We start from the raw sequence: 23,212 nt of genomic DNA on the forward strand, positions 1-23,212 counted from the left end.
GGCTGCCGCGCCCTAATTCCCGGCCGGCGTACACCCCGGGCACGTCCCGGGGGGCGCGGGGGTGTATCAACGTCCCACCCGGGTGGGGCGCGGGGTGGGCCCCATCGCCCCCCCCCAACCCGATGCTGATCCGTGCGCTGAACCTGGTGTCGCATACGGTGTTCGCGCTCGGGCTTTGGGGTACAGCGCTGCTGATCCGATAAACAGCTCGCTAGAATAAACGGTTCAGATCCCGCCGGCCGTCCACCACACGGACGATTTCAACCCACTCAACAGGGCCATCATCCGTGTCCGGAATCGTTTCGTAGAGCAGTACAAACGGCGCCTCCACCAGCATCCGTACGGAAGACCTGATATCGGGTGCCTAACACCCATGCGCGGATGGTCTGCCAGCTGCAAGGCCCGCGCTTCTAGTTGATCATAATAGCGATCGGCCGCTCGTATGTTTTCGCTGCCTATCATCACGTAGACGTCGATGAGGTCCGCCTTGGCCGCGGGTGACCAGACCAGCCTAACGGTCATTCCGCGAGGCTTCCGCCAGCCTTCGCCGAGCTTCCTTTCGCAACGCGTCGAAATCCACAGGCTCCGGCCTCCCACTTGCCTTGCCTTCATCCCACAGGTGCCTTAGCCGGCGGATATCGTCGTGCCGAAGTTCACGCTTGGCCAGCCAATCCCGCACCGCTTCACGCACAATCTCGCTTGCGGTGGCATACTCGCCCGCCTCGACAGCCTCACGCATCACAGCTGCTTGTTGCGGGGTCACAGCCACGCTCATTTTTTCTACGTTTGCCACGCCCGTTTCCTTATCGCATTTTGCTCTATGGTAGGAAATATTACTCCCTCCGTATTCTGGAGCAACTGCGACGCCACCAAAGGCCTTACGTCCGCTGGACGCTGGTCAAGGCAGCCTGTCGTCGGCCGTCAACCGTTGATAACGCGATGCGCGCCTAGCCGCGCCGCTCCGGAAATTCAATAGCTCTGGGTCGAGCGCCGCACTTTCGCGATTGCCGGTTGTTTGGCCGGCGCAGCAGGCTTTGGCGCGGCTGCAGGCTTGAACGGACCTTTCTTGAACGGTGCCATGCCTTCACGCGCAAGCTCGTCGGCGCGCTCGTTCTCGACATGACCGTCATGGCCCTTGACCCAGTTCCAGGTGACCTTGTGGCGCTTGTTGGCCTCGTCGAGCGCCTGCCAGAGTTCACCGTTCTTCACAGGCTTCTTGTCGGCGGTCTTCCAGCCGTTCTTCTTCCAGCCGTGGATCCACTTGGAAATACCGTCCATGACATACTTGCTGTCGGTGTGAAGGTCGACCGTGCACGGTTCCTTCAGCGCGTTCAGCGCCGAAATGGCGGCCAACAGTTCCATGCGGTTGTTGGTCGTCTCGGCTTCGCCGCCGGAAAGCTCCTTGGTGGTGCCGTTGAAGCGCAGGATCGCGCCCCAGCCGCCGGGGCCGGGATTGCCCGAACAGGCGCCGTCGGTGAAGATCTCAACCTGTTTGCTCATGATACTCATATCAGGCCAATCCATATTCCGAAGACGATTTGATCGCCCGGTGGAACCGCATCCTTCTGATGTATTCGGTCGGATCGCGTTTCATCACCAGCCCGCCATCGGGAACGGTCAACCAGTCGTACAGCCGGGTCAGCATGAAGCGCAACGCCGAACCGCGCGCCAGCATCGGCAGCGCAGCCTTTTCCTGGTCGCTCAGGGGCCGGAGGCTCTGGTAGCCGGCGAGCAGCGCCTTGCCCTTGGTGAGATTGAAGGAAAAATCCTTCTCGAAGCACCAGGCGTTGAGACAGGTGGCGACATCGTAGGCGTAGAGGTCGTCGCAGGCGAAATAGAAATCGATCAGGCCGGACAGTTTTTCGCCGAGGAAGAAAACGTTGTCGGGGAAAAGATCGGCATGGATGATGCCTTGCGGCAGGTCTTTGGGCCAGTTGCGCTCGAAATCGGCAAAGTCGGCATCGACCTCGGCGGCCAGACCCGGCTCGACCTCGTCTGCGCGATCGCGCGCTGCATCCCAGAGCTTGCGCCAGCCGTCGATGGCCAGGGCATTCGGACGCGTCATCGAAAAATCGGCGCCGGCCAGATGCAATTGCGCCAGCGCCTTGCCGACCTCGGCGCAATGCGTTGCTGTGGGCCGCCGCAACGAAAGCCCTTCCAGGAAGGTGATGATGACCGCCGGCCGGCCGGCGAGCGTGCCGATGACGCTGCCGTCATGCGCGGTCACCGGCAGCGGGCAGGACACGCCCTTGTTGGCGAGATGGCCCATTAGCCCCAGGAAAAACGGCAAATCCGCCTTTTCGACGCGCTTCTCATAGAGCGTCAGGATGTAGGAGCCGCTGGAGGTGTGCAGCAGGAAGTTCGAGTTCTCGGTACCTTCGGCGATGCCCTTGTAGGACAGGAGATCGCCGACCGGATAGTGCTTCAGGAATGCGCCGAGTTCGCCTTCCGCAACGTCGGTGTAGACCGCCATGTGGCTTACGCGGCTCCATTGACGAAGGCCATGTCGGCCCGCGTCAGTTCGACATCGCGCAATACCCGCATGACCGGAAAATCCTCCGTTTCCGTGGCCGTGATGGCCAGATCGATCGTGACATCGAAGCGCTGCCGGAACGCGTCGATGATCTCGTCGACGATGATTTCGGGCGCCGACGCGCCGGCCGACAGGCCGAGCGTCGAGATGTTGCCGATGTCATTCCACGGAATCTCGGCGGCGCGCTGCACGAGAAGCGACATGGTGGCGCCTGCACGCTCCGCGACTTCGACAAGTCGTCGCGAATTGGAGGAATTCGGCGCGCCGACGATCAGATAGAGATCGGCGCCCGGCGCGGTGTCCTTGACGGCTTCCTGGCGGTTGGTGGTGGCATAGCAGATCGATTCCGCCGCCGGTGCCTGCAGCGCCGGAAAGCGATCCTGCAAGGCGCGGATGATGCCGGCGGTGTCCTCGACCGACAATGTGGTCTGGGTAACGAAGCCGAGCGCCTGCGGATCGGCGGGCGAGAGCTTTGCGGCATCGGCTTCGGTTTCGATCAGCGTCACCGCTCCGTCCGGCAGCTGGCCCATGGTGCCGATCACCTCGGGATGGCCGGCGTGACCAATCAACAGCACATGACGGCCGAGCCGCTGATGGCGCATCGCTTGCTTGTGGACCTTCGACACCAGCGGGCAGGTGGCATCGAGATAGAAGAGATTGCGCGCCTTCGCATCCGCCGGCACCGATTTCGGCACGCCATGCGCCGAGAACACGACGGGCGACTGCCGATGTTCGGCCGGTATCTCGGAGAGTTCCTCGATGAAGACGGCGCCAAGGCTTTGCAGCCCCTCGACGACGTAGCGGTTGTGCACTATCTCATGGCGGACATAGACCGGCGCGCCATATTTCTTCAGCGCCAGCACGACGATCTGGATGGCACGGTCGACACCGGCGCAGAAACCGCGCGGCTGGCAGAGCCGGATCGTCAGAGGTGGTTTGGTGGTTGTCTGAAGCATTAAATCCGGGCCGGTTGATCAAAGCCGAAATGAGGTGCGCACCCCTGCCCTGTCAAGGGCATCAGCCGCGTTCATTCGTCTTTCGCGGGACGGCGAAGCCGCAGGATGAGCACGGCTGCGAGCGCCGCGGCAAGCCCGTACCAAGTCATCGCATATTGCAGATGGCTGTTCGGGAGGTCGATGATGGTGACGCCGCCAACCGGCAAGCCGCCCGGGTTTGGCGTCTTGTCTGCGTCGATGAAGATCGGCACCAGCGCGGCGCCCGCCGGCAGACCGGCGCTCGCAGCCATCACGTCGCGGTCCTTCCAGTAGAAGATGTTCTTCGCCACGTCGTTGTCGGGCAGCATCATCGACGGCTTCGCCGGCAGCGGGTTGCGGGCCAGCCCGGTCACGGTCACTCTGCCAGTCACCTGTCCCTTGGCGCGCTTGGCGGCGTCCTTCAGATCGTAAGGCACGAAGCCGCGATTGATCAGGACGAAGCGGCCGTCGTCGAGCGCCAGCGGCGTGTAGACATTGAAGCCGGCGTCACCTTCCCAGGTTGCGTAGAAATGGCGTTCGCCTTGATGCAGGAACGTGCCGGTGACGGTAACCGGCGTATAGTCGACATCCCCGGTGGCGGCGAACTCTTTCTCGACCGCAACCAACGGCAAGGGCGCCGAATGGGTACGCTGGTCGATGGTCTGCAGAAGGCCTTCCTTCCAATACAGGCGCTGCACTTGCCAGGTGCCGAGCACCAGCAGGATCAGGAACAGCATAAGGCCAAGGCCGAGCAGCAATGCCGATCGCGGTCGCGAACGACCGTCAGTTTTAACGGAAGCCTCGCTCATTCGCCGCGATCCAGCCGGCCCTCGGCCGCTTTGTTGCGGTATTGCAGCGTCAGCAGCACGCCCTTGATCAGCCGCAGCGTCGTCAAGCACAGCACGATAGCCAACGGAATCCAGACCAGCAGATGCAGCCAGAGCGGCGGGCTGAGCGTGACTTCTACCCAGAGCGCCAGGCCGACGATGATAAAGCCGATGATCAGGATCACGAACACCGCCGGCCCGTCGCCGGCATCAGCGTAGGAATAATCGAGGCCGCAATTGACGCATCGCTTGCCGACGGTGAGGAAGCCGGAGAACAACCGCCCCTCGCCGCAACGCGGGCAGCGGCCATGCAGGCCGGCCGAGATCGGATCGATCGGCGGCCAGATCGCCCTGTCTTCACTCATGGGAGCGTCGTCGCTCATTGCCTACCGCTCGATCTCGATCGGTGTGCCATCGGCCACCATCGCCCAGATTTCGTCCATATCGGAGTCCGTAACCGCAATGCAGCCGTCGGTCCAGTCGACCAATTGAAGCAGCCAGCCCCACCAGCCATAACCGTTTGGCTGGCCGTGGATCATGATCATGCCGCCCGCGTCGACATTGCGCGCCTTGGCGGCCGCCAGATCGTCGGTGTTGGGGTACGAAATATGGATCGATCTGTGCGCGATGCTGTTCGGGTTGCGCCAGTCGAGGACATAGTTCCCCTCGGGCGTGCGTTGATCGCCCTCCTGGTGCTTATGCCCGACAGGATCGCCGCCGAGTGCGATGCCGTAGCTGCGCAGGATCTTGCCGTCGCCGATCAGTTCCAGCCGGCGTTCGGCTTTGTGGACACGCACCAAATCCACCTTCTCGCCGGCAAAGGCCGGGAGTGCCGCGATCATCAATGCGCAAATGGCCCGGAAAATTGTCAGCCGCATTGGCTATCGATCAGCGATCATTGCGCCAAAAAGAAGAAGGCGGCCACGTTGCCGCGGCCGCCTTCTCGAAACGGAAATTCCTCAGGCCAGGATCAGTGGCCCTCGATCACCGCGCCGACCGATCCCCAGACGTAGATCGAGGCGAACAGGAAAAGCCAGACCACGTCGACGAAGTGCCAGTACCAGGCGGCCGCCTCGAAGCCGAAATGCTGCTTGGGGGTGAAATCACCCTTCATCGCCCGGATCAGGCAGACCAACAGGAAGATGGTGCCGATGATGACGTGGAAACCGTGGAAGCCGGTCGCCATGAAAAAGGTGGCGCCATAGATGGAATCCTTGAAGGCGAACGGAGCATGCATGTACTCGTAGGCCTGCACCATGGTGAACAGCATGCCGAGGCCAACAGTCAGCACCAGGCCATTGATCAGGCCTTTGCGATCGCCATGGATGAGCGAATGGTGCGCCCAGGTCACCGTGGTGCCGGACAGCAGCAGGATGACGGTGTTGTAGAGCGGCAAATGGAAAGGATCGAGAACTTCCATGCCCTTCGGCGGCCAGACACCGCCGGTAAACGCGGTGCGGGCATATTGCTGGGCTTCGCTCGGAAACAGGCTGGCATCGAAATAGGCCCAGAACCAGGCAACGAAGAACATCACCTCAGAGGCGATGAACATGATCATGCCGTAGCGCAGATGCAGCGACACGACACGCGTGTGATGGCCCTCATGCGCTTCCTTAATGGTGTCCGACCACCAGGCGAACATGGTGTAGAGGATGATCACGAGGCCGATGAAGAACAGCCATGGATTGGCGATGTTGAAGCCGAAGATCGGGAACGAGCCGCCCTTCAGGTACTCCATCAGGCAGACGCCGCCAAAGGCGGTGACAAGTGCGCCTACCGATCCCAGGAAAGGCCACGGGCTCGGGTCGACGAGATGATAGTCATGCTGTGGTTTTGCGTGCGCGTCTGCCATATCAACCCCCGAGATTTGCTTCGGTATTCGAAATTGTCTTGCTGTTGCCCTCGGCCGGCTCCGAGGAGGCGACCGGCTTGGTCTTCTCGACCGGGAACATCGTGTAGGACAGAGTGATCGTCTTCACGTCCTTGAGCTCCGGCACATTGACGATGTCGGGGTCCACGTAGAACAGCACCGGCATGTCCAGCGTCTCCCCGGGCTTCAGCGTCGTGTCGGTGAAGCAGAAGCACTCGACCTTGTTGAAATAGGGACCTGCCAGTTCAGGCTGCACGTTGAAGGTAGCGCGGCCGGTCACGGGACGATCGAACTTGTTGGTCGCCTGATAGTGCGCCTGCACGGTCTCGCCGATCTTCATCGTCATCGAGCGCTGGACCGGCTGGAACTCCCACGGCACGCCAGCGATGTTGGCATCGAAGCGGACAGTGATCTCGCGGTCGAGCACGCGGCCGGCATACTGCTTCTCGGCACGTTGCGTCGTGCCGCCATAGCCGGTGGCCTGGCAAAACATTTTGTAAAGCGGCACCGCGGCATAGGCCATGCCGATCATGCCGGTGAAAAAGGCGAGGCAGACAGCCGCGACGATGACGTTGCCGTTCTTGCCAGCCGTTTTTTTTGAGGTCTCGACGCTCATCACATCGTGCCCAGATTGTGGCCGAACTTCACGATCGTCGCGATGTAGAAAATGACCACCAGCAGCGCCAGCGCCACACCGATGGCGATAGAACGGCTGCGCTGCGCCTTCTTCTGACGCTCGGTCAACGTGACGGTCTCGAGCTTTTCCTCGATCATGGTCATGCTCCACCCATGGCAAGCGCGCGTTCGACAACGCTGTCGGCCAGATAGGCAGCGAAGATGGCGAAGAGGTAAAGCAGCGAATAGGCGAACAGGGCCTTGGCCGGTTTCATGACGCCGTCATCGTCGGCCATGCCAAGCACTTTCCACGCGTACCAGACAAAACCGACTCCCAGAAGCAGGGCGGCCACGCCATAGAACGGCGTGGTGTAGCCAAGCAGCCACGGCAGCACGCCGACCGGGGCCAGCACCAGCGCATAGGCGAAGATCTGGCGGCGGGTCGAAGCGTGGCCGGCGACGTTGGGCATCATCGGAATGCCGGCCTTGGCATAGTCCTCGGACTTGAACAGCGCCAGCGCCCAGAAATGCGGCGGCGTCCACAGGAAGATGATCAGGAACAGGACAATGCTTTCGAGGCTGACTGTCCCGGTCACCGCGGCCCAGCCGATCACAGGCGGAATGGCGCCGGCGGCGCCGCCGATGACGATGTTCTGCGGCGTCCAGCGCTTCAGCCACATCGTGTAGACGACGGCGTAGAAAAAGATGGTGAAGGCAAGCAGCGTCGCCGCCAGCCAGTTGACCAGTACGCCGAGCGTCATCACCGACAGCACCGACAGCACCAGCCCGAAGGTCAGCGCTTCGTGCGGCTGGATGCGACCGGCCGGGACCGGGCGGGTGGCGGTCCTGGTCATCACGGCATCGATGTCGGCATCGTACCACATGTTGAGCGCGCCGGAGGCACCAGCACCTATTGCAATAGCCAGGATGGCGATCACCGCCAGCAGAGGGTTGATGGTCACGGGTGCGGCGACAAGGCCGACAAAGGCGGTGAACACCACCAGCGACATGACGCGCGGCTTCAGCAGCGCGAAGAAATCGCCCGCCGTCGCTTCCGACATGCGAAAGCCCGCTTCGTCAATCAATGGGTCGTCGACAAGGGCCATGCGTACTTAAGTCCATCATCCGTTGGCCAAAACCGCCGGCGGACCGGCGGTTTCGTATTCGAGCGGGCAGCCGCCTTACTTGATTTTCGGCAGCTGTTCCCACTGGTGGAAGGGCGGCGGCGAAGGCAGCTGCCATTCGAGCGTCGTTGCGCCCTCGCCCCATGGGTTGGCGCCGGCGATCCGCTTCTTCTGGAAGGCCTCGAACACGCCATAGAGGAAGATCAGGACGCCGATGGCCGAGATATACGAGCCGATGGACGACACATAATTCCAGCCGGCAAACGCATCGGGGTAGTCGATGGTGCGGCGCGGCATGCCGGCGAGACCGAGGAAGTGCTGCGGGAAGAAGATCAGGTTCACGCCGACGAAGGTGACCCAGAAGTGGGTGTTGGCGATGACGGGCGAATACATGTAGCCGGTCATCTTCGGGAACCAGTAGTACCAGCCGGCGAAGATGGCGAACACCGCGCCCAGTGACAGCACGTAGTGGAAGTGGGCAATGACGAAATAGGTGTCATGCAGCGAGCGGTCGAGGCCGGCATTGGCCAGCTGGACGCCGGTGACGCCGCCGATGGTGAACAGGAAGATGAAGCCCAGCGCCCACAGCATCGGCGTCTTGAACGAAATCGACCCGCCCCACATCGTCGCGATCCAGGAGAAAATCTTCACGCCTGTCGGCACCGCGATGACCATGGTGGCGAAGACGAAATAGCGCTGCGTGTCGAGCGACAGGCCGGTCGTGTACATGTGGTGCGCCCACACGATGAAGCCGACGGCGCCGATCGCCACCATGGCATAGGCCATGCCGAGATAGCCGAACACCGGCTTCCTCGAGAAGGTCGAGATGACGTGACTGATGATGCCGAAGCCCGGCAGGATCAGGATGTACACTTCAGGGTGACCGAAGAACCAGAACAGGTGCTGGAAGAGGATCGGGTCGCCGCCGCCGTCGGGCGCAAAGAAGGTGGTGCCGAAATTGCGGTCGGTAAGCAGCATGGTGATGCCACCGGCCAGAACCGGCAACGACAGCAGGAGCAGGAAGGCGGTGATCAGCACCGACCAGGCAAACAGCGGCATCTTGTGCAGCGTCATGCCAGGCGCGCGCATGTTGAAGATGGTGGTGATGAAGTTGATGGCGCCGAGGATCGACGACGCACCGGCAATGTGGATCGACAGGATCGCCAGATCCATGGCCGGCCCGGGCTGGCCCGAGGTCGAAAGCGGCGGATAGAGCGTCCAGCCGCCACCGACGCCAAAGGCGCCCGGCGCGCTCGGCACGAACATCGAGGTGAGAAGCAGGATGAAGGCCGGCGGCAACAGCCAGAAGGAGATGTTGTTCATGCGCGGGAACGCCATGTCGGGCGCGCCGATCATGATCGGAACCATCCAGTTGGCGAAACCGCCGATCAGCGCCGGCATGACCATGAAGAAGATCATGATCAGGGCGTGCGCGGTGGCGAAGGCATTGTACATGCTCTTGCCGCCGTCGATCGCGGCGTCACCGTTCATGCCATAGACCATCTGCGCCAGGCCGCTGAAGATTTGGATGCCAGGCTCCTGCAGCTCCATGCGGATGGCGACCGACAAGGCACCGCCGATGATGCCGGCCATGATCGCGAAGATCAGGTAGAGCGTGCCGATGTCCTTGTGATTGGTCGAATAAACCCAGCGGACCCAGCCGTGATAAGGCTTGTGGTCATGCCCGTCGTGAGCTGCAGCGTCTGCCATGTTCCGCTCCGTTCCCTAAATCTTGCTAACCCGCGGCATCAGTTGCCGGCGGCCGCTACCTTGTTCTGGCCGTCGACCTCGGCCATCAGCGTCTTGTTGGCGCCGGGCAGATCGGTCTTGGCTGCCGCCAGCCAGGTCTTGAACTGCGCATCGGAGACGACGCGGATGGCGATCGGCATGAAGGCATGATCCTTGCCGCAGAGCTGCGAGCACTGGCCGTAAAAAATACCTTCCTTCTCCGCCTTGAACCAAGTCTCGTTGGTGCGGCCCGGAATGGCATCGATCTTGATACCGAACGACGGCATGGCAAAGGAGTGGATCACGTCGGTCGCGGTGACGAGCACGCGGGTCATGGTGTTGACCGGCACCACCAGTTCGTTGTCGACGGCCAGCAGGCGCGGATAGACCTTGCGGTCCTCCTTGCCGGCGCCGGCCCGATCACCGTCCTGGAGGATCGCGGAGTTGAAGGAGAGCGTGTTTTCGGTCTGGTACTCGTAGTCCCAGTTCCACTGGTTGCCGGTCGCCTTGACGGTCAGCTTTGCTTCTTCCGGCGGCGTATATTGCGCGGTCAGCAGCTGGAACGAGGGAATGGCGATGAGCAGCAGGATGACGACTGGCCCGATCGTCCAGATCAACTCGATCCACGTGTTGTGGCTGGTCTTGGACGGAACCGGGTTGGCGCTCGCGCGGAATCTGACGATGCAGTAGGCGAGCAGAAGCAGCACCAGGATGGTGATCGGGACGATGAACCACATTGTGTAGTTTCCGAACCACTCGATCTGCCGCATCATGTCGGTCGCCGGCGCCTGGAAGGTTGTCTCCCAGTTCTTGGGCTGGTCGGCATGGGCGGATGCGCCGGCGAAAAACGTGATAGCGGCACAAGCACTTAGAAACTTGGCACTTGCTGGAACCTTGGCGTTTGCCAGGAAATTTCTCATCGCCCTCATCGTCTCCCAGTTCCTCGCTGCGGTACTCACGAGAATAACGAACAATGCCGGGACGGGAATCCCGACAGTTTCAAGCTGGTTCAAACCATACTCTTTTTCCCTCCGCAAGAAAGGAGCGGACGAAACCGTGCGGCATTTTTGCGCGCAAGCCCGGATGTGCCTTTGGCGGCAGCCGCGGCAGCACCGAATCGCCTACAGTGAGCCCGCAGCAGCATTCCCGCGGGCCGCACGTGCCGAACGTCGCAATTCGGGCGAAATTGGCAGGGAAAAGCGCCCTATTGGCTTTTTCGGGGCAGACCTGGTGCGGTCTCGTCCTTTACTTGGCTTTGGCGCGGCTTAAAGTGCCGTGATTCGCAATGGAGCCGTCATGAATTACTGGCTTTCGAGAAACTCTCGGTTTTCGAGAAACTGGGCGAAGGTCATCTTTCTCGCCGCCCTGTCTGGCATCGGCTTGTCCGCGATCGTGTCCGGCACGGCCAACGCCGCGCAGCCGAGCGGCACCGTGCGCTCGACGCATGGCGCATGGTCGATCATCTGCGACACACCGGCCGGCGCCACCTCGGAACAATGCGTGATGATGCAGAACGTCGTCGCCGAGGACCGTCCCGAGATGGGATTGTCGGTCGTGGTGCTGCGCACCGCTGACAACAAGGCGGAGATCCTGCGCGTGCTGGCGCCGCTCGGCGTGCTTTTGCCCAACGGGCTCGGCCTCAATGTCGACGGCAAGGATATCGGCCGCGCCTATTTCGTGCGCTGCTTCCAGGACGGCTGCTATGCCGAGGTCATTCTCGAAAAGCCGCTTCTCGACACGCTGAAGACCGGCACGTCGGCCACCTTCATCGTCTTCCAGACCCCGGAAGAAGGCATCGGCATCCCGGTCGACCTCAAGGGTTTTGCCGACGGCTTCGCCGCGCTCCCCTGACAGCCCGGCGACATCACCGACTTCATCAACCAGAAGTGACATCGGCGGGCTGCTGGCAAACCGCTTTTGTCTTCACAATGCGGCAGAACGATTGTCTCGGCGCACCTTCGCGCCTACATCGTGGCAAAGACCCATTCCTCCTGTGAACGGACGCGCCATGAACAGCCTGATCGGCCAATTCGACATTTCAGACGATCGCATCAAGCAGATCGTCGCTGAGACCATCAACGGCGCCGATGACGGCGAGCTGTTCCTCGAATATAGCGAGAGCGAAGCGCTGATGTTCGACAACGGCCGGCTGAAGACCGCCAACTTCAACACCGACCAGGGTTTTGGCCTGCGTGCGGTTGCCGGCGAAGCCAGCGGCTATGCCCATTCCAGCGACCTCTCCGAAGCTTCGCTGCTGCGCGCGGCCGATGCCGTTTCAACCGTCAAGGGCGGTTATTCCGGGACGCTTGCCGCCGCACCCGCCCGCACCAACCGCCATCTCTATGGCGAAGAGAACCCGATCCCCTCGCCTTCCTTCGAGGCCAAGGCAAAGCTCTTGCAGGAAATCGATGCCTGGCTGCGCGCCGAGGATCCGCGCGTGCGGCAGGTTTCGGCATCGCTCGCCGCATCCTGGCAGCATGTCGAGATCGTGCGCGCTGATGGCCAAATGGTGCGCGACATCCGCCCGCTGGTCCGCATCAACGTCTCCGTCGTGGTCGGCGATGGTGACCGCCAGGAGAGCGGCTCCTACGGCATGGGTGGCCGCAAGGCGTTTGGCGAATTCCTGGTCGAGGACAGCTGGAAGCACGCCGCCAAGGAGGCGCTCAGGCAAGCTCTGGTCAATCTCGAGGCCATACCGGCCCCGGCCGGCACTTTCGACATCGTCTTGTCCAGCGGCTGGCCGGGCGTCATGCTGCACGAGGCCGTCGGCCATGGGCTGGAAGGCGATTTCAACCGCAAGAAGACCTCGGCCTTCGCCGGCCTGCTAGGCCAGCAGGTCGCCGCCAAGGGGGTGACCGTCGTCGACGACGGCACGATGCCCGAGCGGCGCGGCTCGCTGACCGTCGACGACGAAGGCACGCCTTCGGCCCGCAATGTGCTGATCGAAGACGGCAAGCTGGTCGGCTACATGCAGGATCGCCAGAACGCCCGGCTGATGGGCATGAAGGCAACCGGCAACGGCCGTCGCGAAGGCTACGCCCACCAGCCGATGCCGCGCATGACCAACACCTACATGACATCAGGCGACATGGAGCCGGACGAAATCATCGCCTCGGTCAAGAACGGCATTTATGCTGTCTCCTTCGGTGGCGGCCAGGTCGACATCACCTCTGGCAAATTCGTGTTCGGCTGCACCGAGGCCTACATGATCGAGAACGGCAAGGTGACGCAGCCGATCAAGGGCGCGATGCTGATAGGCAACGGCCCGGACGCCATGCACCGCGTGTCGATGATCGGCAACGACATGAAGCTCGACACCGGCATCGGCATGTGCGGCAAGGCCGGACAGGGCGTGCCCGTCGGCGTCGGCCAGCCGCATCTGCGCATGAATCAGATGACGGTCGGCGGCACGCGGGTCTGATGCGATGGCCACTGGAGAAAAATCCGTTGCCTCCAGTCAACCGCCGATCAGCTCACACGGCCTGCTCCGGTCTTTCCCCCAACGCGACCCGAGGATGTGTTCGGGTCGCTGCCCAACAGAGGCAAGTCGAAAACATTGAGAGAAATAGAAACGGGCGTGCTCGCGGAAGCACGGCGTCGCCAAACCAGCGAATGATCTACCGCCTCTTCTTCGGCTTCTCCAGCAGCGCCACTGCCTCGACATGCGGCGACCACAGGAACTGGTCGATCGGGGTGACGCTTTTCAAGGTGTAGCCACCGTCGAGCAGGATGCGCAAATCCCGCGCGAGCGTCACCGGATTGCAGGACACCGCCGCAACGTAGGGAACATCCGAGCGGGCGATCTGCTTCGACTGGTCCTCGGCGCCGGCGCGTGGCGGATCGAACACCAGGCCGTCGAACGCATTCAACTCCTTGAACGTCAGCGGCCGGCGGAACAGGTCGCGGCGTTCGCCCGTCACCCGCTTCAGGCCAGTGGCGAAACGCGATCCACGGTCGAGGGCCGAAAGGGCTGCCGCATCGCCCTCCACCGCATGGACTTCCGACTTCGCGGCCAGGCGCAGAGCAAAACTGCCGCAACCGGCGAAAAGATCCGCCACCTTCTTGGCACGCTTCAGATGCCCGCCGACGATATCGGCCATCGCCTGTTCGGCGGCCTCGGTTGCCTGCAGGAACGCGCCCGGGGGCAAGGCTACAGCGACGCTGCCGAACATGACCACCGGCTTCCTCGGCTCGATGATGATTTCGTCATCGATGGACAGCCTGGCAAAGCCCTGCGCCATGACGAAATTGGCAGCGATGCGGCGCTGATGCTCCCCCAGCTTGCCGGATTCATGAACCGCGACATCGAGACCCGAACCGGTCACGGTGACCGCCAGCCGGAACGATTTGGTGGTTGCGCAGACCAATTCGGCGAGCGCCTTCAACCGATCGAGCGAAGCGACGATCTCCGGCAGCGAGATCGGGCATTCCGATATGGCGATGATCTCTGGCGACAGATGGCGATGGAAGCCGAGCAGCATGCCTGTATCGGTGCGGCGGGCGGCAAGCACGACACGGCGGCGCGTCTGCGGCGCGCAGGCGACCAGGTCACCGATCTCGCAATCGATGCCTTTGCCCTTTAGGATGTGCGCCACCTTTTCGCGTTTCCACTGGCGATAGGCTTCGGCTTCGAAATGCTGGAGCGCGCAACCGCCGCATTCGGTGAAATGGTGGCAGGCGGGATCGATGCGCAGCGGCGATGATTCCAGCACCGCCATCAGCATGGCGCGATCCCTTTCGCGCGCGGCGGTAACCGTTTCACCGGGCAGTGTGAAGGGAATGAACAGATCCCCTGTCTCGGTCTCGGCGACACCGTCGCCCTGAGCGCCAAGTTTCCTGATGCTGAAGCGCGCGCTCATCGGTCCTTGATCCCACCGAGCAGGAATTCGCGATTGCCGTCGCCGCCCTCGATCGGCGACAAATGCAGGCCCAGCGAGCGCCAACCGGGAACGGAGTCCAGCCAATCCTGCAGCAGGCCGGCGACACGAGAGGCGTCGTAGGGATCTTTCAACAGACCACCCTTGCCGATCGCATCACGGCCCGCCTCGAATTGCGGCTTGACCAGAAACATGGCCTTGGCGCCAGCCTTCGCCAGACCAAGCGCCGGCGGCAGCGCCAGTTTCAGCGAGATGAAGCTGACGTCGGACACGATGAAATCCGGAATACGCCCGCTGAGATCGGCAACAGCGAGGTCGCGGGCGTTCAGTCCTTCGATCACCGTCACACGCGGGTCGCCGCCGATATCAGGATGCATCTGGCCATGACCGACATCGACCGCGGTGACATGGGCCACGCCGCGCTCGAGCAACACCTGGGTGAAGCCGCCGGTCGAGGCGCCGATGTCGAGCGCTTCACAGCCGGCAGGGTCGAGGCCGAAATGATCGAGCCCACCGATCAGCTTGAGTGCCGCGCGCGACACATAGCCTTGCGCCGGATCATCGATGGTAACAAGGCATTGCGGCAAAACGCTCTGGCCGGGCTTGCGCGCAATGACGCCGTCGACGGTCACCGTGCCACGCTCGACCGCGTCGCGGGCACGTGAGCGGCTGGCAAACAGCCCGCGCTGGACGAGCAGGTCGTCGAGCCGCTGGCGTGCGCTGGCTGGCAAAGGCGAATTCATCGGCCTTCATGGCGAAAGCCGACGACGATGGCAAGAGCGCCAGATGGAAGCATTTCGTCTCCCGTTCCATCGTCACACCCAGCATCTTGCACCGTGACGATGGTGAGGCGTTCCGTCCCGCCGACCATCCTTATGAATATCCATGCGTTACGCCCGTTGAGACGGATGACCGCCGAAGCATGGGGTCTCGCCGCCTGCGGATAAATACCAAACACCTAGAAAGCCTCATGATTTCTTAACCAATTTTCATCGCATTTGCTTGAGGACTTCAATGTTATGACCGCGACGACCGGAAAACCCGGATGGAGAGGCGGCAACCTTGGAAATGGCCAGCGATATCGTCTACAAGGTTCTTGACCGGATTTCCGGCGCCGGCCTGCTGGCGACCGGACTTCTGTTGCTGACTGCTTTGGTCAGCGCCCTGGTCGCCTACTGGCGCACGGTCGAGAAAAAGAGCTGGAAAGAGTTCTTCGAGTTCGCAGTCCCGCATGAGGTCATCACGCATCCCTCGGCGAAAGCCGACCTTTTGTTCTGGGTGACGCGGAAGGCGCTGATGCCATTCCTCATGCTGCCCGCCGGCGTCGTCTTCGTCAGCGCCGTCGGCTATGCGACGAACTGGTTGCTCTCCACGCTGCTGGCAATCCAGCCGCCCCTGATCAAAGGACCGGCAGGGCCGGTGACGGTGACGATCTTCACCATCACCATGCTGCTTGCCTACGACATTTCGTACTATCTCTATCACGTCGCCCAGCACCGCTACCCGGTGCTCTGGGAACTGCACAAGGTCCACCATTCGGCCGAGGTGATGGTCGGCATCACCAAGGATCGCGTCCACCCGCTCGACGAATTGATGAACCGGGCCTGGGACGGCGTCATTCCCGGCATCTGCTTCGGGATCTGGTCGCTGGTGTCGCTGAACCTCGTCGAGCTGACGGTCTTCGGCGTCAACGTCTACATCATACGCAACATCCTGATGATGGATTTCGTCAGGCACACGCATTTCAAGATCTCGTTTGGACCATTGAACAATCTGATCCTGTGTCCGCACTGGCATCAATTGCACCACAGCACCGACCCGCGCCACTACGACAAGAACTTCGGGCTGCTCTTCTCGTTTTGGGATCGGCTCTTCGGAACGCTATGCGTTCCCAGACCCGACGAGGACTTCAAGTTCGGTTTGATCGAACGCAACGTGCGCGACTACCAGTCGCTCGCAGGCCTCTATGTTCTGCCGCTGAAGCGGATGTGGCGGCAGATCGCCAGACATTTCCGCACCGACAAGCCCGAGCCACAGCAATCGCCGCAAGGGGGCAAGCCATGAACGGACCCGCCGTGTTCCGGATGCCGCGAACGCACCGGATCGAAATTGCGACGTCGTCAGCGCGACTGGCAGAAATCGCGCCCGCCTGGGCAGCGCTCTGGCAACGCGCCGGCGGCCTCGTTTTCCAGCATCCCGACTGGATCTCGGCCTGGTGGCACACCACACCGCATCAGGACCGCCGCGGTCTCAGGATCGGCATGGTCTGGAGCGGCGAGCGCCTCGAGGCCGTCATTGCGCTCGCGACCTTCTGGCGCTCGGGCATCCGTATGCTGGAGTGGGCGGCGAAAGATCACTGCGACTATGGCGATGTCCTGCTTGCTCCCGATGCCGAGCCACAGATCCTGCCGCAACTCTGGCAACATATCCTCGACGATGGCGGCTTCGATCTTGCCTACCTCAATCGTCTGTTGCCCGATGCCCGATTCCGGACCCTGCTCGGTCCCGCCGCCCCAGGCCAAGACAATATCTTGCAGCCAAGCCACCGCAGCGAGGTCAGCTATCGAGTTTCCGGCGCCGGGCAACGCGGCGCACAATGGTTTGAAAGCCAGTCGAAAAAAACCCGGCAAAACTATCGCCGTGGCTACAAATTCATGGAGGAAGGCGGCGCGCTGCGTTTCCGCCTGATGGACGCGCACGAAGCCCGCGAGCCGGTGCTGGAGCGCGTCGCGGCACTGAAGCGGGTATGGCTTGCAAAACACGGCCGCGTTTCGGACCTCTTCGACGAAGGTTCCCCCGCGCTGGCGGCACTCATATCCGTTCTGGCCAAGCTTGGATTGCTGCGCATCTTCGTGCTCGAACGCGAAGACGAGATCATCGCCATATCGATCAATTTCGAGCAGCATGGAACGATGATGGCTTTCGTCACCACCTATGATCCGGCCTTCGAACGGGCCTCGCCAGGCATGGTCTTGATGATGGATTACATCCAGTGGTCGTTTGACCGGGGCTTGACCACGATCGATTTTCTCTGCGGCGGCGAGGATTTCAAGCGCCGCTTTGCGACGCATTCGGTGACCTTGTCGTCGGTGGTGGGTGGACGAAACCTGCGCGGACGCCTAGCCGCCCTGGCAGACCGCGCCCGCCACGCGGCGCAATCCTGGCGCCCCGAGAAACCGGCGCAGCAAGCGGAGTTGGTTGCGGCGGAGTAGCATTGCCAGCGCCTTCTTAGATCACCCGCACAGCGGCAAGCACATTGAAACGATCGGGCAATCCCGATCAAGGCTTGCTGCTCTCCAGCTCAGAATACGCTTCGCGGAACCGGACGCTCGACGGCTGGAGACAACCCATCCTCACGCCCTCCTGAAGCTTGCTCGCGTGCAGGCTCGATGGCAACCGCAGGCGCGGAAACAGGGGCCGGCAGAACCACCAGTTGCGGCACCTGCTTGAATGAAAAGCCGCCGCGGATGTCGCCCATCTTGCCAGCGATGATGCCCATCGCCGCCTTTTCGAGGCTGCGATCATAGCGCGTTTCGGCTGTGGCCGGCGCGACGATGACGGCGCAAAGCGCTGCACCGCACAGAAGCGTTTTCATTGTTGTTGTCTCCCTGCCTGATCACGATCTAGCAGGGCGCCATTGAAAAACGGCCAACAGACACGGTAAGCAAAGCGCCAAACGTCAGCGTAAACAACGCGTTAAGATCGTTGGCCGGCAAACCGATTCAAGTCATTGAGACTTTGATTCAGGCGCGCTGGGCGTGGACTGTGTGCCCGAGTGCCACGAACACGGTGCGCACGATGCCGGCAGCATCGAGCCCGGCATCGGCATACATCTTTTCCGGCTTGGCGTGGTCGGTGAACGCGTCGGGCAGTACCAGCGGGCGCACCTTCAGGCCGCTTTCCAGTAGGCCTTCATGGGCGAGGAACTGCAGCACGTGGCTGGCGAAGCCGCCGACTGCGCCCTCCTCCACCGTCACCAGCACCTCATGCGAGCGGGCCAGCCGCCGGATCAGATCCTCGTCGAGCGGCTTGGCGAAACGGGCGTCGGCGACCGTCGTGGACAGCCCGGCAGCCCCTAGCTCCTCCGCGGCGATCAGGCAATCCTGCAGCCGCGTGCCGAAGGACAGCAATGCAACCTTGGTGCCCTCCTTGACGACGCGGCCCTTGCCGATTTCGAGAACCGAGCCGCGCTCCGGCATGTCGACGCCGACGCCGTTGCCGCGCGGATAGCGGAAGGCGATCGGGCCGTCATCATAGCTTGCCGCGGTGCGCACCATGTGGCGCAGCTCCGCCTCGTCGGCGGCGGCCATGACGACGAAACCCGGCAGTGTCGCCAGGAAGGTGGTGTCGAAGGCGCCGCAATGGGTGGCGCCATCGGCGCCGACGAAGCCGGCCCGGTCAATGGGAAAGCGCACCGGCAATTTCTGGATGGCGACGTCGTGGACGACCTGGTCGTAGGCGCGCTGCAGGAAGGTGGAATAGATGGCCGCGAACGGCTTGTAGCCTTCGGTGGCAAGGCCGGCGGCGAAGGTCACCGCGTGCTGTTCGGCGATGCCGACATCGAAGGTGCGCGACGGGAACGCTTCACCGAACAAATCGAGGCCGGTACCGCTCGGCATGGCTGCGGTGACGGCGACGATACGGTCGTCCTCGCGGCCCTCCTGGACCAGGCTTTCGGCGAACACCTTGGTGTAGGCCGGTGCGTTGGCTGGCGCCTTGGCCTGCGCGCCGGTGATGACGTCGAACTTGTTGACGCCGTGATATTTGTCGGCAGCGGCTTCGGCCGGCGCATAGCCCTTGCCCTTCTGGGTGACGACATGGATGAGCACCGGGCCTTCGCCATTGTCGCGGACGTTTTTCAGGACCGGGATCAGATGCTCCAGATTGTGGCCGTCGATCGGGCCGATGTGATAGAAGCCGAGTTCCTCGAACAGCGTGCCGCCGGTGACGTAGCCGCGTGCATGCTCGACTGCCCTTGTGATCGCACGATCCGCGCGCTTGCCGAGATAGGACGTCAGTTTCTTGCCGAAATCGCGCAGGCCGATATAGGCCTTGCCGGAGGCCAGCCGCGCCAGATAGGCGCTCATCGCGCCGGTCGGCGGCGCGATCGACATGTCGTTGTCGTTGAGAATGACGATCAGCCGTGCATCGAGCGCGCCGGCATTGTTCATCGCCTCATAGGCCATGCCGGCAGACATGGCGCCGTCGCCGATGACGGCAATGACGTTGTTGCGGCCGCCGGAGAGATCGCGGGCGGCGGCCATGCCGAGGCCGGCCGATATCGACGTCGAGGAGTGGGCGGCGCCAAAGGGATCGTACTCGCTCTCGGCGCGGCGGGTGAAGCCGGACAGACCGCTTTCCTGGCGCAGCGTGCGGATACGGTCGCGGCGGCCGGTCAGGATCTTGTGCGGATAGGCCTGGTGGCCGACATCCCAGATCAGCCGGTCGTCGGGGGTGTTGAAGACATAGTGCAGCGCCACTGTCAGCTCGACCACGCCAAGCCCTGCGCCCAGATGACCACCCGTGCGGGACACGGCGTCGACCAGCTCGGCGCGAAGCTCGGACGCCAATTGCGGCAGTTCACTTTCGGCAAGCGTGCGCAGGTCGGCCGGGATGCGGACCTTGTCGAGAAGCGGCGTATGCGGCGTTGCGTTCACGGTGCTCGGGCTTTCGGTTGATGGGCGAATAGGCCGCCGGCCGGCGAAAGTAAATGTGTGTCAGTGACGCGGATCAGGCCCTAGTCTTTTGTCTATGCATTTCGTTCTGCCACTTTTGGGTGACAGGGCATCAGCTTTCCGGCAGCGGAATAAACTCTTCCTCGTCTCCGGGAACGATGTCGAAGCGGCCCGTCTTCCATTCCTCTTTCGCCTGTTCGATGCGCTCCTTGGACGACGAGACGAAATTCCACCAGATGTAACGCTTCGAACCAAGAGAGGCGCCGCCGAACAGCATGAAATGCGCCCCGGTCTGCGACGACACGACGATCTCGTCACCGGGACGGAACACCAGCAGCCGTTCGGCTGGGAATACATCACCCGAAATTGAGACCTCGCCTTCCAGCGTATAGATGGCGCGTTCTTCCGCATCAGCAGGGATTTTCACGCTGGCGCCGGGCGCCAGGCGCAGGTCGGCGTAGAGCGTCTCCGTGTCGGCCCTGACCGGGGACCGCAGTCCCTGGAAATCGCCGATGATGAGGCGCCCGTTGACGCCTTCGGCTTCGATCTCGGGAAGCCGAAGCGCTGCGGTATTCTCGAAAACCGGTGCCACCTCTTCCTTGTCGTCCGGCAGCGCCAGCCATGTCTGCAGGCCGGATACCGACATCGGCGCGCCACGCAGTTCCTCCGGTGTACGCTCCGAATGGACGATGCCGCGGCCGGCGGTCATCAAATTCACGTCGCCGGGCTGAATGACCATTTCGGTGCCGAGTGAGTCGCGGTGCCGGATCTTGCCGTCGAACAGATAGGTGACCGTCGACAGGCCGATATGCGGATGCGGACGGACATCCAGTGCCTGACCGGCGCGCAGGACCGCGGGCCCCATGCGGTCGAAGAAGATGAAAGGCCCCACCAGCCGCCTTTTTGCCGTCGGCAGGGCACGGCGCACCTGAAAACCGCCGATATCCTTGGCGTTGGGTATGACCATCAATTCGATCTGATCGCTGGCGAAGGCATCGCCTGCCTCAGGGTCTTTCCCGGGGAAGAAGCTCATCGACTCTCCTTGTCGGTGGTCGAAGGCCGCCTGGCCGCATCAGGCAAAGCGGATCGCCGCCTTTGCCCGCAGCTTGGCCGCCACCTCTTCGCGATTACGCGGATGCTGGTGGGTTTCCAGGGAATCGAGCAGTTCGCGCGCCGAGGCGGCGATGGCTTCGACGGCATGGTCGAAGGCGTGCTGGTTCTGCTTCGAGGGTCGCGTGGTTCCGCTCAGCTTGCGGACGAACTGAAGAGCCGCGTCGCGCACCTCGTCATTGGTTGCCGGCGGATCAAAATTGAACAGGGTCTTGATGTTTCTGCACATCGCTTCCGTATCTCCTCTTGTCCTTGAGCTGTTTCAATCGGAACGAGTTATATCCTCGATCATGATCATGTCCAAAAACCGGTGAGGCGAGGCCATCGTTCGGACCGAGCCTCAATCCGCGTCGAGTGGCTCCGTTCCAACCGGCTTGCCGTCGCGCGACAGCCTGATCTTCTCGACCTTGTCCTCGGCGGCCTTCAGCAGCCGGTCGCAATGCGCCTTCAGCGCCTCACCACGCTCATAGATCTTGATCGACTGGTCGAGCGGCACGTCGCCACGCTCCAGATCATCGACGATCTTCTCCAGCGCATCGAGTGCCTGCTCGAAGCTCATCGCCTTGACGTCTTCGTTGGTCTCATCGGCCATCATTCATCCTTTCATCAGTCGCCCGACATGGGCGGCGACCGAAAATGCCAATCCCTGCAGATCGTAGCCGCCCTCGAGCAGGCTGACGAGCCGGTTGCCGCTGTGGCGTGCCGCGCGCTGCATCAGCTGGCCGGTCGCCCAGTCGAAATCATCCTCGGTCAGATTGATCTCGGCCAGCGGATCGCGGTGGTGCGCGTCGAACCCCGCCGAAATGATGATCAGGTCGGGCGCGAAATTGTCGAGCGCGGGCAGGACGCGCGACAGGAAGGCATCGCGAAACACTTCGCTGCCGGTCTGCGGCGCCAGCGGTGCGTTGACGATGTTGCCGGCGCCCGTTTCGGTCTTCGCTCCGGTGCCGGGATAAAGCGGCATCTGGTGTGTCGAGCAATAGAGCACCGACGGATCGTCCCAGAAAATATCCTGCGTGCCATTGCCGTGATGCACGTCCCAGTCGACGACGGCAACGCGCTCGACACCGTGTTTCTTCTGCGCATAACGCGCCGCGATCGCCGCCGTGTTGAACAGGCAAAAGCCCATCGCCGTGGTCTTTTCGGCATGATGGCCGGGCGGCCGGGCGGCGACGAAGACGTTGTCGGCGCGGCCCGAAAAGACATCATCGACGGCGGCGTTGGCGGCGCCGATCGCGGTGATCGCCGCTTGCCAGCTCTTCGGGCTGGCAGTGGTGTCGGCATCGATGCGGGCAATCCCCTCGTCGGGGATGGCGGCGCGCACGCGGGCGACGAAATCGGCGGGATGCGCGTAGAGGATGGTGGCCTCGTCGCCTTCCGGCGCCTGAATACGATCGAGCCCGGCAAAGGCTTCGTCGTCGAGCACGCGCTCGATGGCGCGTAAGCGGTCGGGCCGCTCGGGATGTCCGGGCGGCGTGAGATGCTCGAGGAAGATCGGATGGGTGTAGAGACGGGTGGTCATCGTCCTAATCTAGTGACCCGGATCGACAAAGGCCATGCACGGGCGGCCGATGACTGGGGAAAATCGCGACTGCGTCCATTCGCGTCGCCGCAGGCATTGGCCCCGCGGGCGCTTCGGCGTAAGGTCCCTGGTACTGCCTGGTGCCCGCCGCAAGCGGGAGAATCGGGAACACGGTTGAATTCCGTGGCGTGCCCAACGCTGTGAGGGGGACCGCGCCGGTAAATGCCACTGTCGATGACGGGAAGGCACCGGACGCGGGTTGATCCCGAGCCAGAAGACCGGCCTGGCAGGCATTGTCATCCGCGTGGTCAGGCGGATGGCATCAGAGCGACGTGCGTCTACTTGGACGCACAAAGT

General features: G+C 62.5%; 26 protein-coding genes, 1 pseudogene and 1 riboswitch. Of the genes and pseudogenes, 5 read left to right on the forward strand and 22 right to left on the reverse strand.

All coding sequences use genetic code 11. The features are described from left to right. The first annotated feature begins 2 nt into the window (after window positions 1-2). A complete protein-coding gene (locus tag NKH06_RS24200) occupies window positions 3-203 on the forward strand; it encodes a DUF2938 family protein (RefSeq protein WP_352894302.1) in 201 nt (66 codons plus the stop codon). 8 nt (window positions 204-211) lie between these two features. On the opposite strand, the pseudogene NKH06_RS24205 reads toward NKH06_RS24200, so the two are convergent. The 14 genes and pseudogenes from NKH06_RS24205 to coxB all read right to left on the reverse strand — a co-directional run bounded on the left by NKH06_RS24205 (window position 212) and on the right by coxB (window position 10,591). Beyond that, window positions 212-522: pseudogene (locus tag NKH06_RS24205) on the reverse strand (type II toxin-antitoxin system RelE/ParE family toxin). After that, the gene (locus NKH06_RS24210; RefSeq protein WP_127290846.1) at window positions 512-793 is read right to left on the reverse strand and encodes a ribbon-helix-helix domain-containing protein; all 282 of its coding nucleotides are present in this window, start codon (window positions 791-793) and stop codon (window positions 512-514) included. Before NKH06_RS24210 ends, NKH06_RS24205 begins: the two are co-directional and overlap by 11 nt. A 176-nt stretch (window positions 794-969) precedes the next feature. Continuing rightward, window positions 970-1,500, reverse strand: a complete 531-nt coding sequence (rnhA, locus tag NKH06_RS24215; protein WP_023808602.1) for a ribonuclease HI — start codon at window positions 1,498-1,500, stop codon at window positions 970-972. 10 nt (window positions 1,501-1,510) lie between these two features. Beyond that, entirely contained in the window at window positions 1,511-2,473 is a 963-nt protein-coding gene (locus NKH06_RS24220) for a homoserine kinase (protein ID WP_023808603.1), read from the reverse strand. Window positions 2,474-2,478: 5 nt separating this feature from the next. Continuing rightward, window positions 2,479-3,489: a 4-hydroxy-3-methylbut-2-enyl diphosphate reductase gene (ispH, locus tag NKH06_RS24225; protein ID WP_023808604.1), complete on the reverse strand. Its 1,011-nt coding sequence runs from the start codon at window positions 3,487-3,489 to the stop codon at window positions 2,479-2,481. A 71-nt stretch (window positions 3,490-3,560) separates the two neighbouring features. Further along, on the reverse strand, window positions 3,561-4,316 hold the full coding sequence (locus NKH06_RS24230; protein WP_023808605.1) for an SURF1 family protein: 756 nt from the start codon (window positions 4,314-4,316) through the stop codon (window positions 3,561-3,563). Continuing rightward, window positions 4,313-4,699 (reverse strand): DUF983 domain-containing protein, encoded by a 387-nt coding sequence (locus NKH06_RS24235; protein ID WP_352609452.1) that lies wholly within the window; start codon window positions 4,697-4,699, stop codon window positions 4,313-4,315. Before NKH06_RS24235 ends, NKH06_RS24230 begins: the two co-directional genes overlap by 4 nt. A 21-nt stretch (window positions 4,700-4,720) precedes the next feature. After that, entirely contained in the window at window positions 4,721-5,212 is a 492-nt protein-coding gene (locus NKH06_RS24240; RefSeq protein ID WP_352609450.1) for a L,D-transpeptidase family protein, read from the reverse strand. Between the two features lie 92 nt (window positions 5,213-5,304). After that, window positions 5,305-6,186, reverse strand: a complete 882-nt coding sequence (locus tag NKH06_RS24245; protein ID WP_023808608.1) for a cytochrome c oxidase subunit 3 — start codon at window positions 6,184-6,186, stop codon at window positions 5,305-5,307. A gap of 1 nt (window position 6,187) precedes the next feature. Then, the gene (locus NKH06_RS24250; protein ID WP_023808609.1) at window positions 6,188-6,820 is read right to left on the reverse strand and encodes a cytochrome c oxidase assembly protein; all 633 of its coding nucleotides are present in this window, start codon (window positions 6,818-6,820) and stop codon (window positions 6,188-6,190) included. Next, complete coding sequence (locus NKH06_RS24255) at window positions 6,820-6,984, reverse strand: cytochrome c oxidase system small membrane protein (RefSeq protein WP_024503613.1); 165 nt, start codon at window positions 6,982-6,984, stop codon at window positions 6,820-6,822. The genes NKH06_RS24250 and NKH06_RS24255 overlap by 1 nt, the downstream gene beginning before the upstream one ends. Beyond that, complete coding sequence (locus NKH06_RS24260) at window positions 6,981-7,925, reverse strand: heme o synthase (RefSeq protein WP_023808610.1); 945 nt, start codon at window positions 7,923-7,925, stop codon at window positions 6,981-6,983. The genes NKH06_RS24255 and NKH06_RS24260 overlap by 4 nt, the downstream gene beginning before the upstream one ends. 75 nt (window positions 7,926-8,000) lie before the next feature. After that, window positions 8,001-9,653, reverse strand: coding sequence for a cytochrome c oxidase subunit I (gene ctaD / locus NKH06_RS24265; RefSeq protein WP_023808611.1), 1,653 nt, complete (start codon window positions 9,651-9,653; stop codon window positions 8,001-8,003). Between the two features lie 38 nt (window positions 9,654-9,691). After that, window positions 9,692-10,591: a cytochrome c oxidase subunit II gene (gene coxB / locus NKH06_RS24270; protein WP_031212224.1), complete on the reverse strand. Its 900-nt coding sequence runs from the start codon at window positions 10,589-10,591 to the stop codon at window positions 9,692-9,694. Between the two features lie 376 nt (window positions 10,592-10,967). On the opposite strand from coxB, the gene NKH06_RS24275 reads away from it, so the two are divergent. Together NKH06_RS24275 and tldD are read left to right on the forward strand one after the other, a co-directional pair. Beyond that, the gene (locus NKH06_RS24275; protein ID WP_023808613.1) at window positions 10,968-11,522 is read left to right on the forward strand and encodes an invasion associated locus B family protein; all 555 of its coding nucleotides are present in this window, start codon (window positions 10,968-10,970) and stop codon (window positions 11,520-11,522) included. 157 nt (window positions 11,523-11,679) lie between these two features. Then, on the forward strand, window positions 11,680-13,092 hold the full coding sequence (tldD, locus tag NKH06_RS24280) for a metalloprotease TldD (RefSeq protein WP_127811002.1): 1,413 nt from the start codon (window positions 11,680-11,682) through the stop codon (window positions 13,090-13,092). A gap of 196 nt (window positions 13,093-13,288) precedes the next feature. Here tldD and NKH06_RS24285 read toward each other — a convergent pair whose 3' ends face one another. Together NKH06_RS24285 and NKH06_RS24290 are read right to left on the reverse strand one after the other, a co-directional pair. Beyond that, the gene (locus NKH06_RS24285; protein WP_023808615.1) at window positions 13,289-14,530 is read right to left on the reverse strand and encodes a class I SAM-dependent RNA methyltransferase; all 1,242 of its coding nucleotides are present in this window, start codon (window positions 14,528-14,530) and stop codon (window positions 13,289-13,291) included. Beyond that, window positions 14,527-15,291 (reverse strand): TlyA family RNA methyltransferase, encoded by a 765-nt coding sequence (locus NKH06_RS24290; RefSeq protein WP_128302488.1) that lies wholly within the window; start codon window positions 15,289-15,291, stop codon window positions 14,527-14,529. Before NKH06_RS24290 ends, NKH06_RS24285 begins: the two co-directional genes overlap by 4 nt. Window positions 15,292-15,616: 325 nt before the next feature. Between NKH06_RS24290 and NKH06_RS24295 the strand changes: the two genes are divergently transcribed. Both NKH06_RS24295 and NKH06_RS24300 read left to right on the forward strand, forming a co-directional pair. Beyond that, window positions 15,617-16,612 (forward strand): sterol desaturase family protein, encoded by a 996-nt coding sequence (locus NKH06_RS24295; protein ID WP_023808618.1) that lies wholly within the window; start codon window positions 15,617-15,619, stop codon window positions 16,610-16,612. After that, complete coding sequence (locus NKH06_RS24300) at window positions 16,609-17,760, forward strand: GNAT family N-acetyltransferase (protein ID WP_023808619.1); 1,152 nt, start codon at window positions 16,609-16,611, stop codon at window positions 17,758-17,760. Before NKH06_RS24295 ends, NKH06_RS24300 begins: the two co-directional genes overlap by 4 nt. Before the next feature lie 89 nt (window positions 17,761-17,849). Here NKH06_RS24300 and NKH06_RS24305 read toward each other — a convergent pair whose 3' ends face one another. From NKH06_RS24305 to NKH06_RS24330, 6 genes are all read right to left on the reverse strand, one after another. After that, on the reverse strand, window positions 17,850-18,143 hold the full coding sequence (locus NKH06_RS24305) for a hypothetical protein (RefSeq protein ID WP_023808620.1): 294 nt from the start codon (window positions 18,141-18,143) through the stop codon (window positions 17,850-17,852). A 148-nt stretch (window positions 18,144-18,291) separates the two neighbouring features. Continuing rightward, the gene (dxs, locus tag NKH06_RS24310) at window positions 18,292-20,205 is read right to left on the reverse strand and encodes a 1-deoxy-D-xylulose-5-phosphate synthase (RefSeq protein ID WP_128302487.1); all 1,914 of its coding nucleotides are present in this window, start codon (window positions 20,203-20,205) and stop codon (window positions 18,292-18,294) included. A 130-nt stretch (window positions 20,206-20,335) separates the two neighbouring features. Then, the gene (locus NKH06_RS24315; RefSeq protein ID WP_023808622.1) at window positions 20,336-21,256 is read right to left on the reverse strand and encodes a pirin family protein; all 921 of its coding nucleotides are present in this window, start codon (window positions 21,254-21,256) and stop codon (window positions 20,336-20,338) included. Between the two features lie 39 nt (window positions 21,257-21,295). Beyond that, on the reverse strand, window positions 21,296-21,562 hold the full coding sequence (locus tag NKH06_RS24320) for a DUF2277 domain-containing protein (RefSeq protein ID WP_027035955.1): 267 nt from the start codon (window positions 21,560-21,562) through the stop codon (window positions 21,296-21,298). A 111-nt stretch (window positions 21,563-21,673) separates the two neighbouring features. Next, the gene (locus NKH06_RS24325; RefSeq protein WP_127268720.1) at window positions 21,674-21,925 is read right to left on the reverse strand and encodes an exodeoxyribonuclease VII small subunit; all 252 of its coding nucleotides are present in this window, start codon (window positions 21,923-21,925) and stop codon (window positions 21,674-21,676) included. A gap of 3 nt (window positions 21,926-21,928) precedes the next feature. Beyond that, the gene (locus NKH06_RS24330; protein WP_127290880.1) at window positions 21,929-22,855 is read right to left on the reverse strand and encodes a histone deacetylase family protein; all 927 of its coding nucleotides are present in this window, start codon (window positions 22,853-22,855) and stop codon (window positions 21,929-21,931) included. Window positions 22,856-22,976: 121 nt separating this feature from the next. Beyond that, window positions 22,977-23,156: riboswitch (cobalamin riboswitch) on the forward strand. The last annotated feature ends 56 nt before the right edge of the window (window positions 23,157-23,212 follow it).

This window comes from Mesorhizobium sp. M1342 (genome assembly GCF_040317955.1).
Taxonomy (GTDB): Bacteria; Pseudomonadota; Alphaproteobacteria; order Rhizobiales; family Rhizobiaceae; genus Mesorhizobium.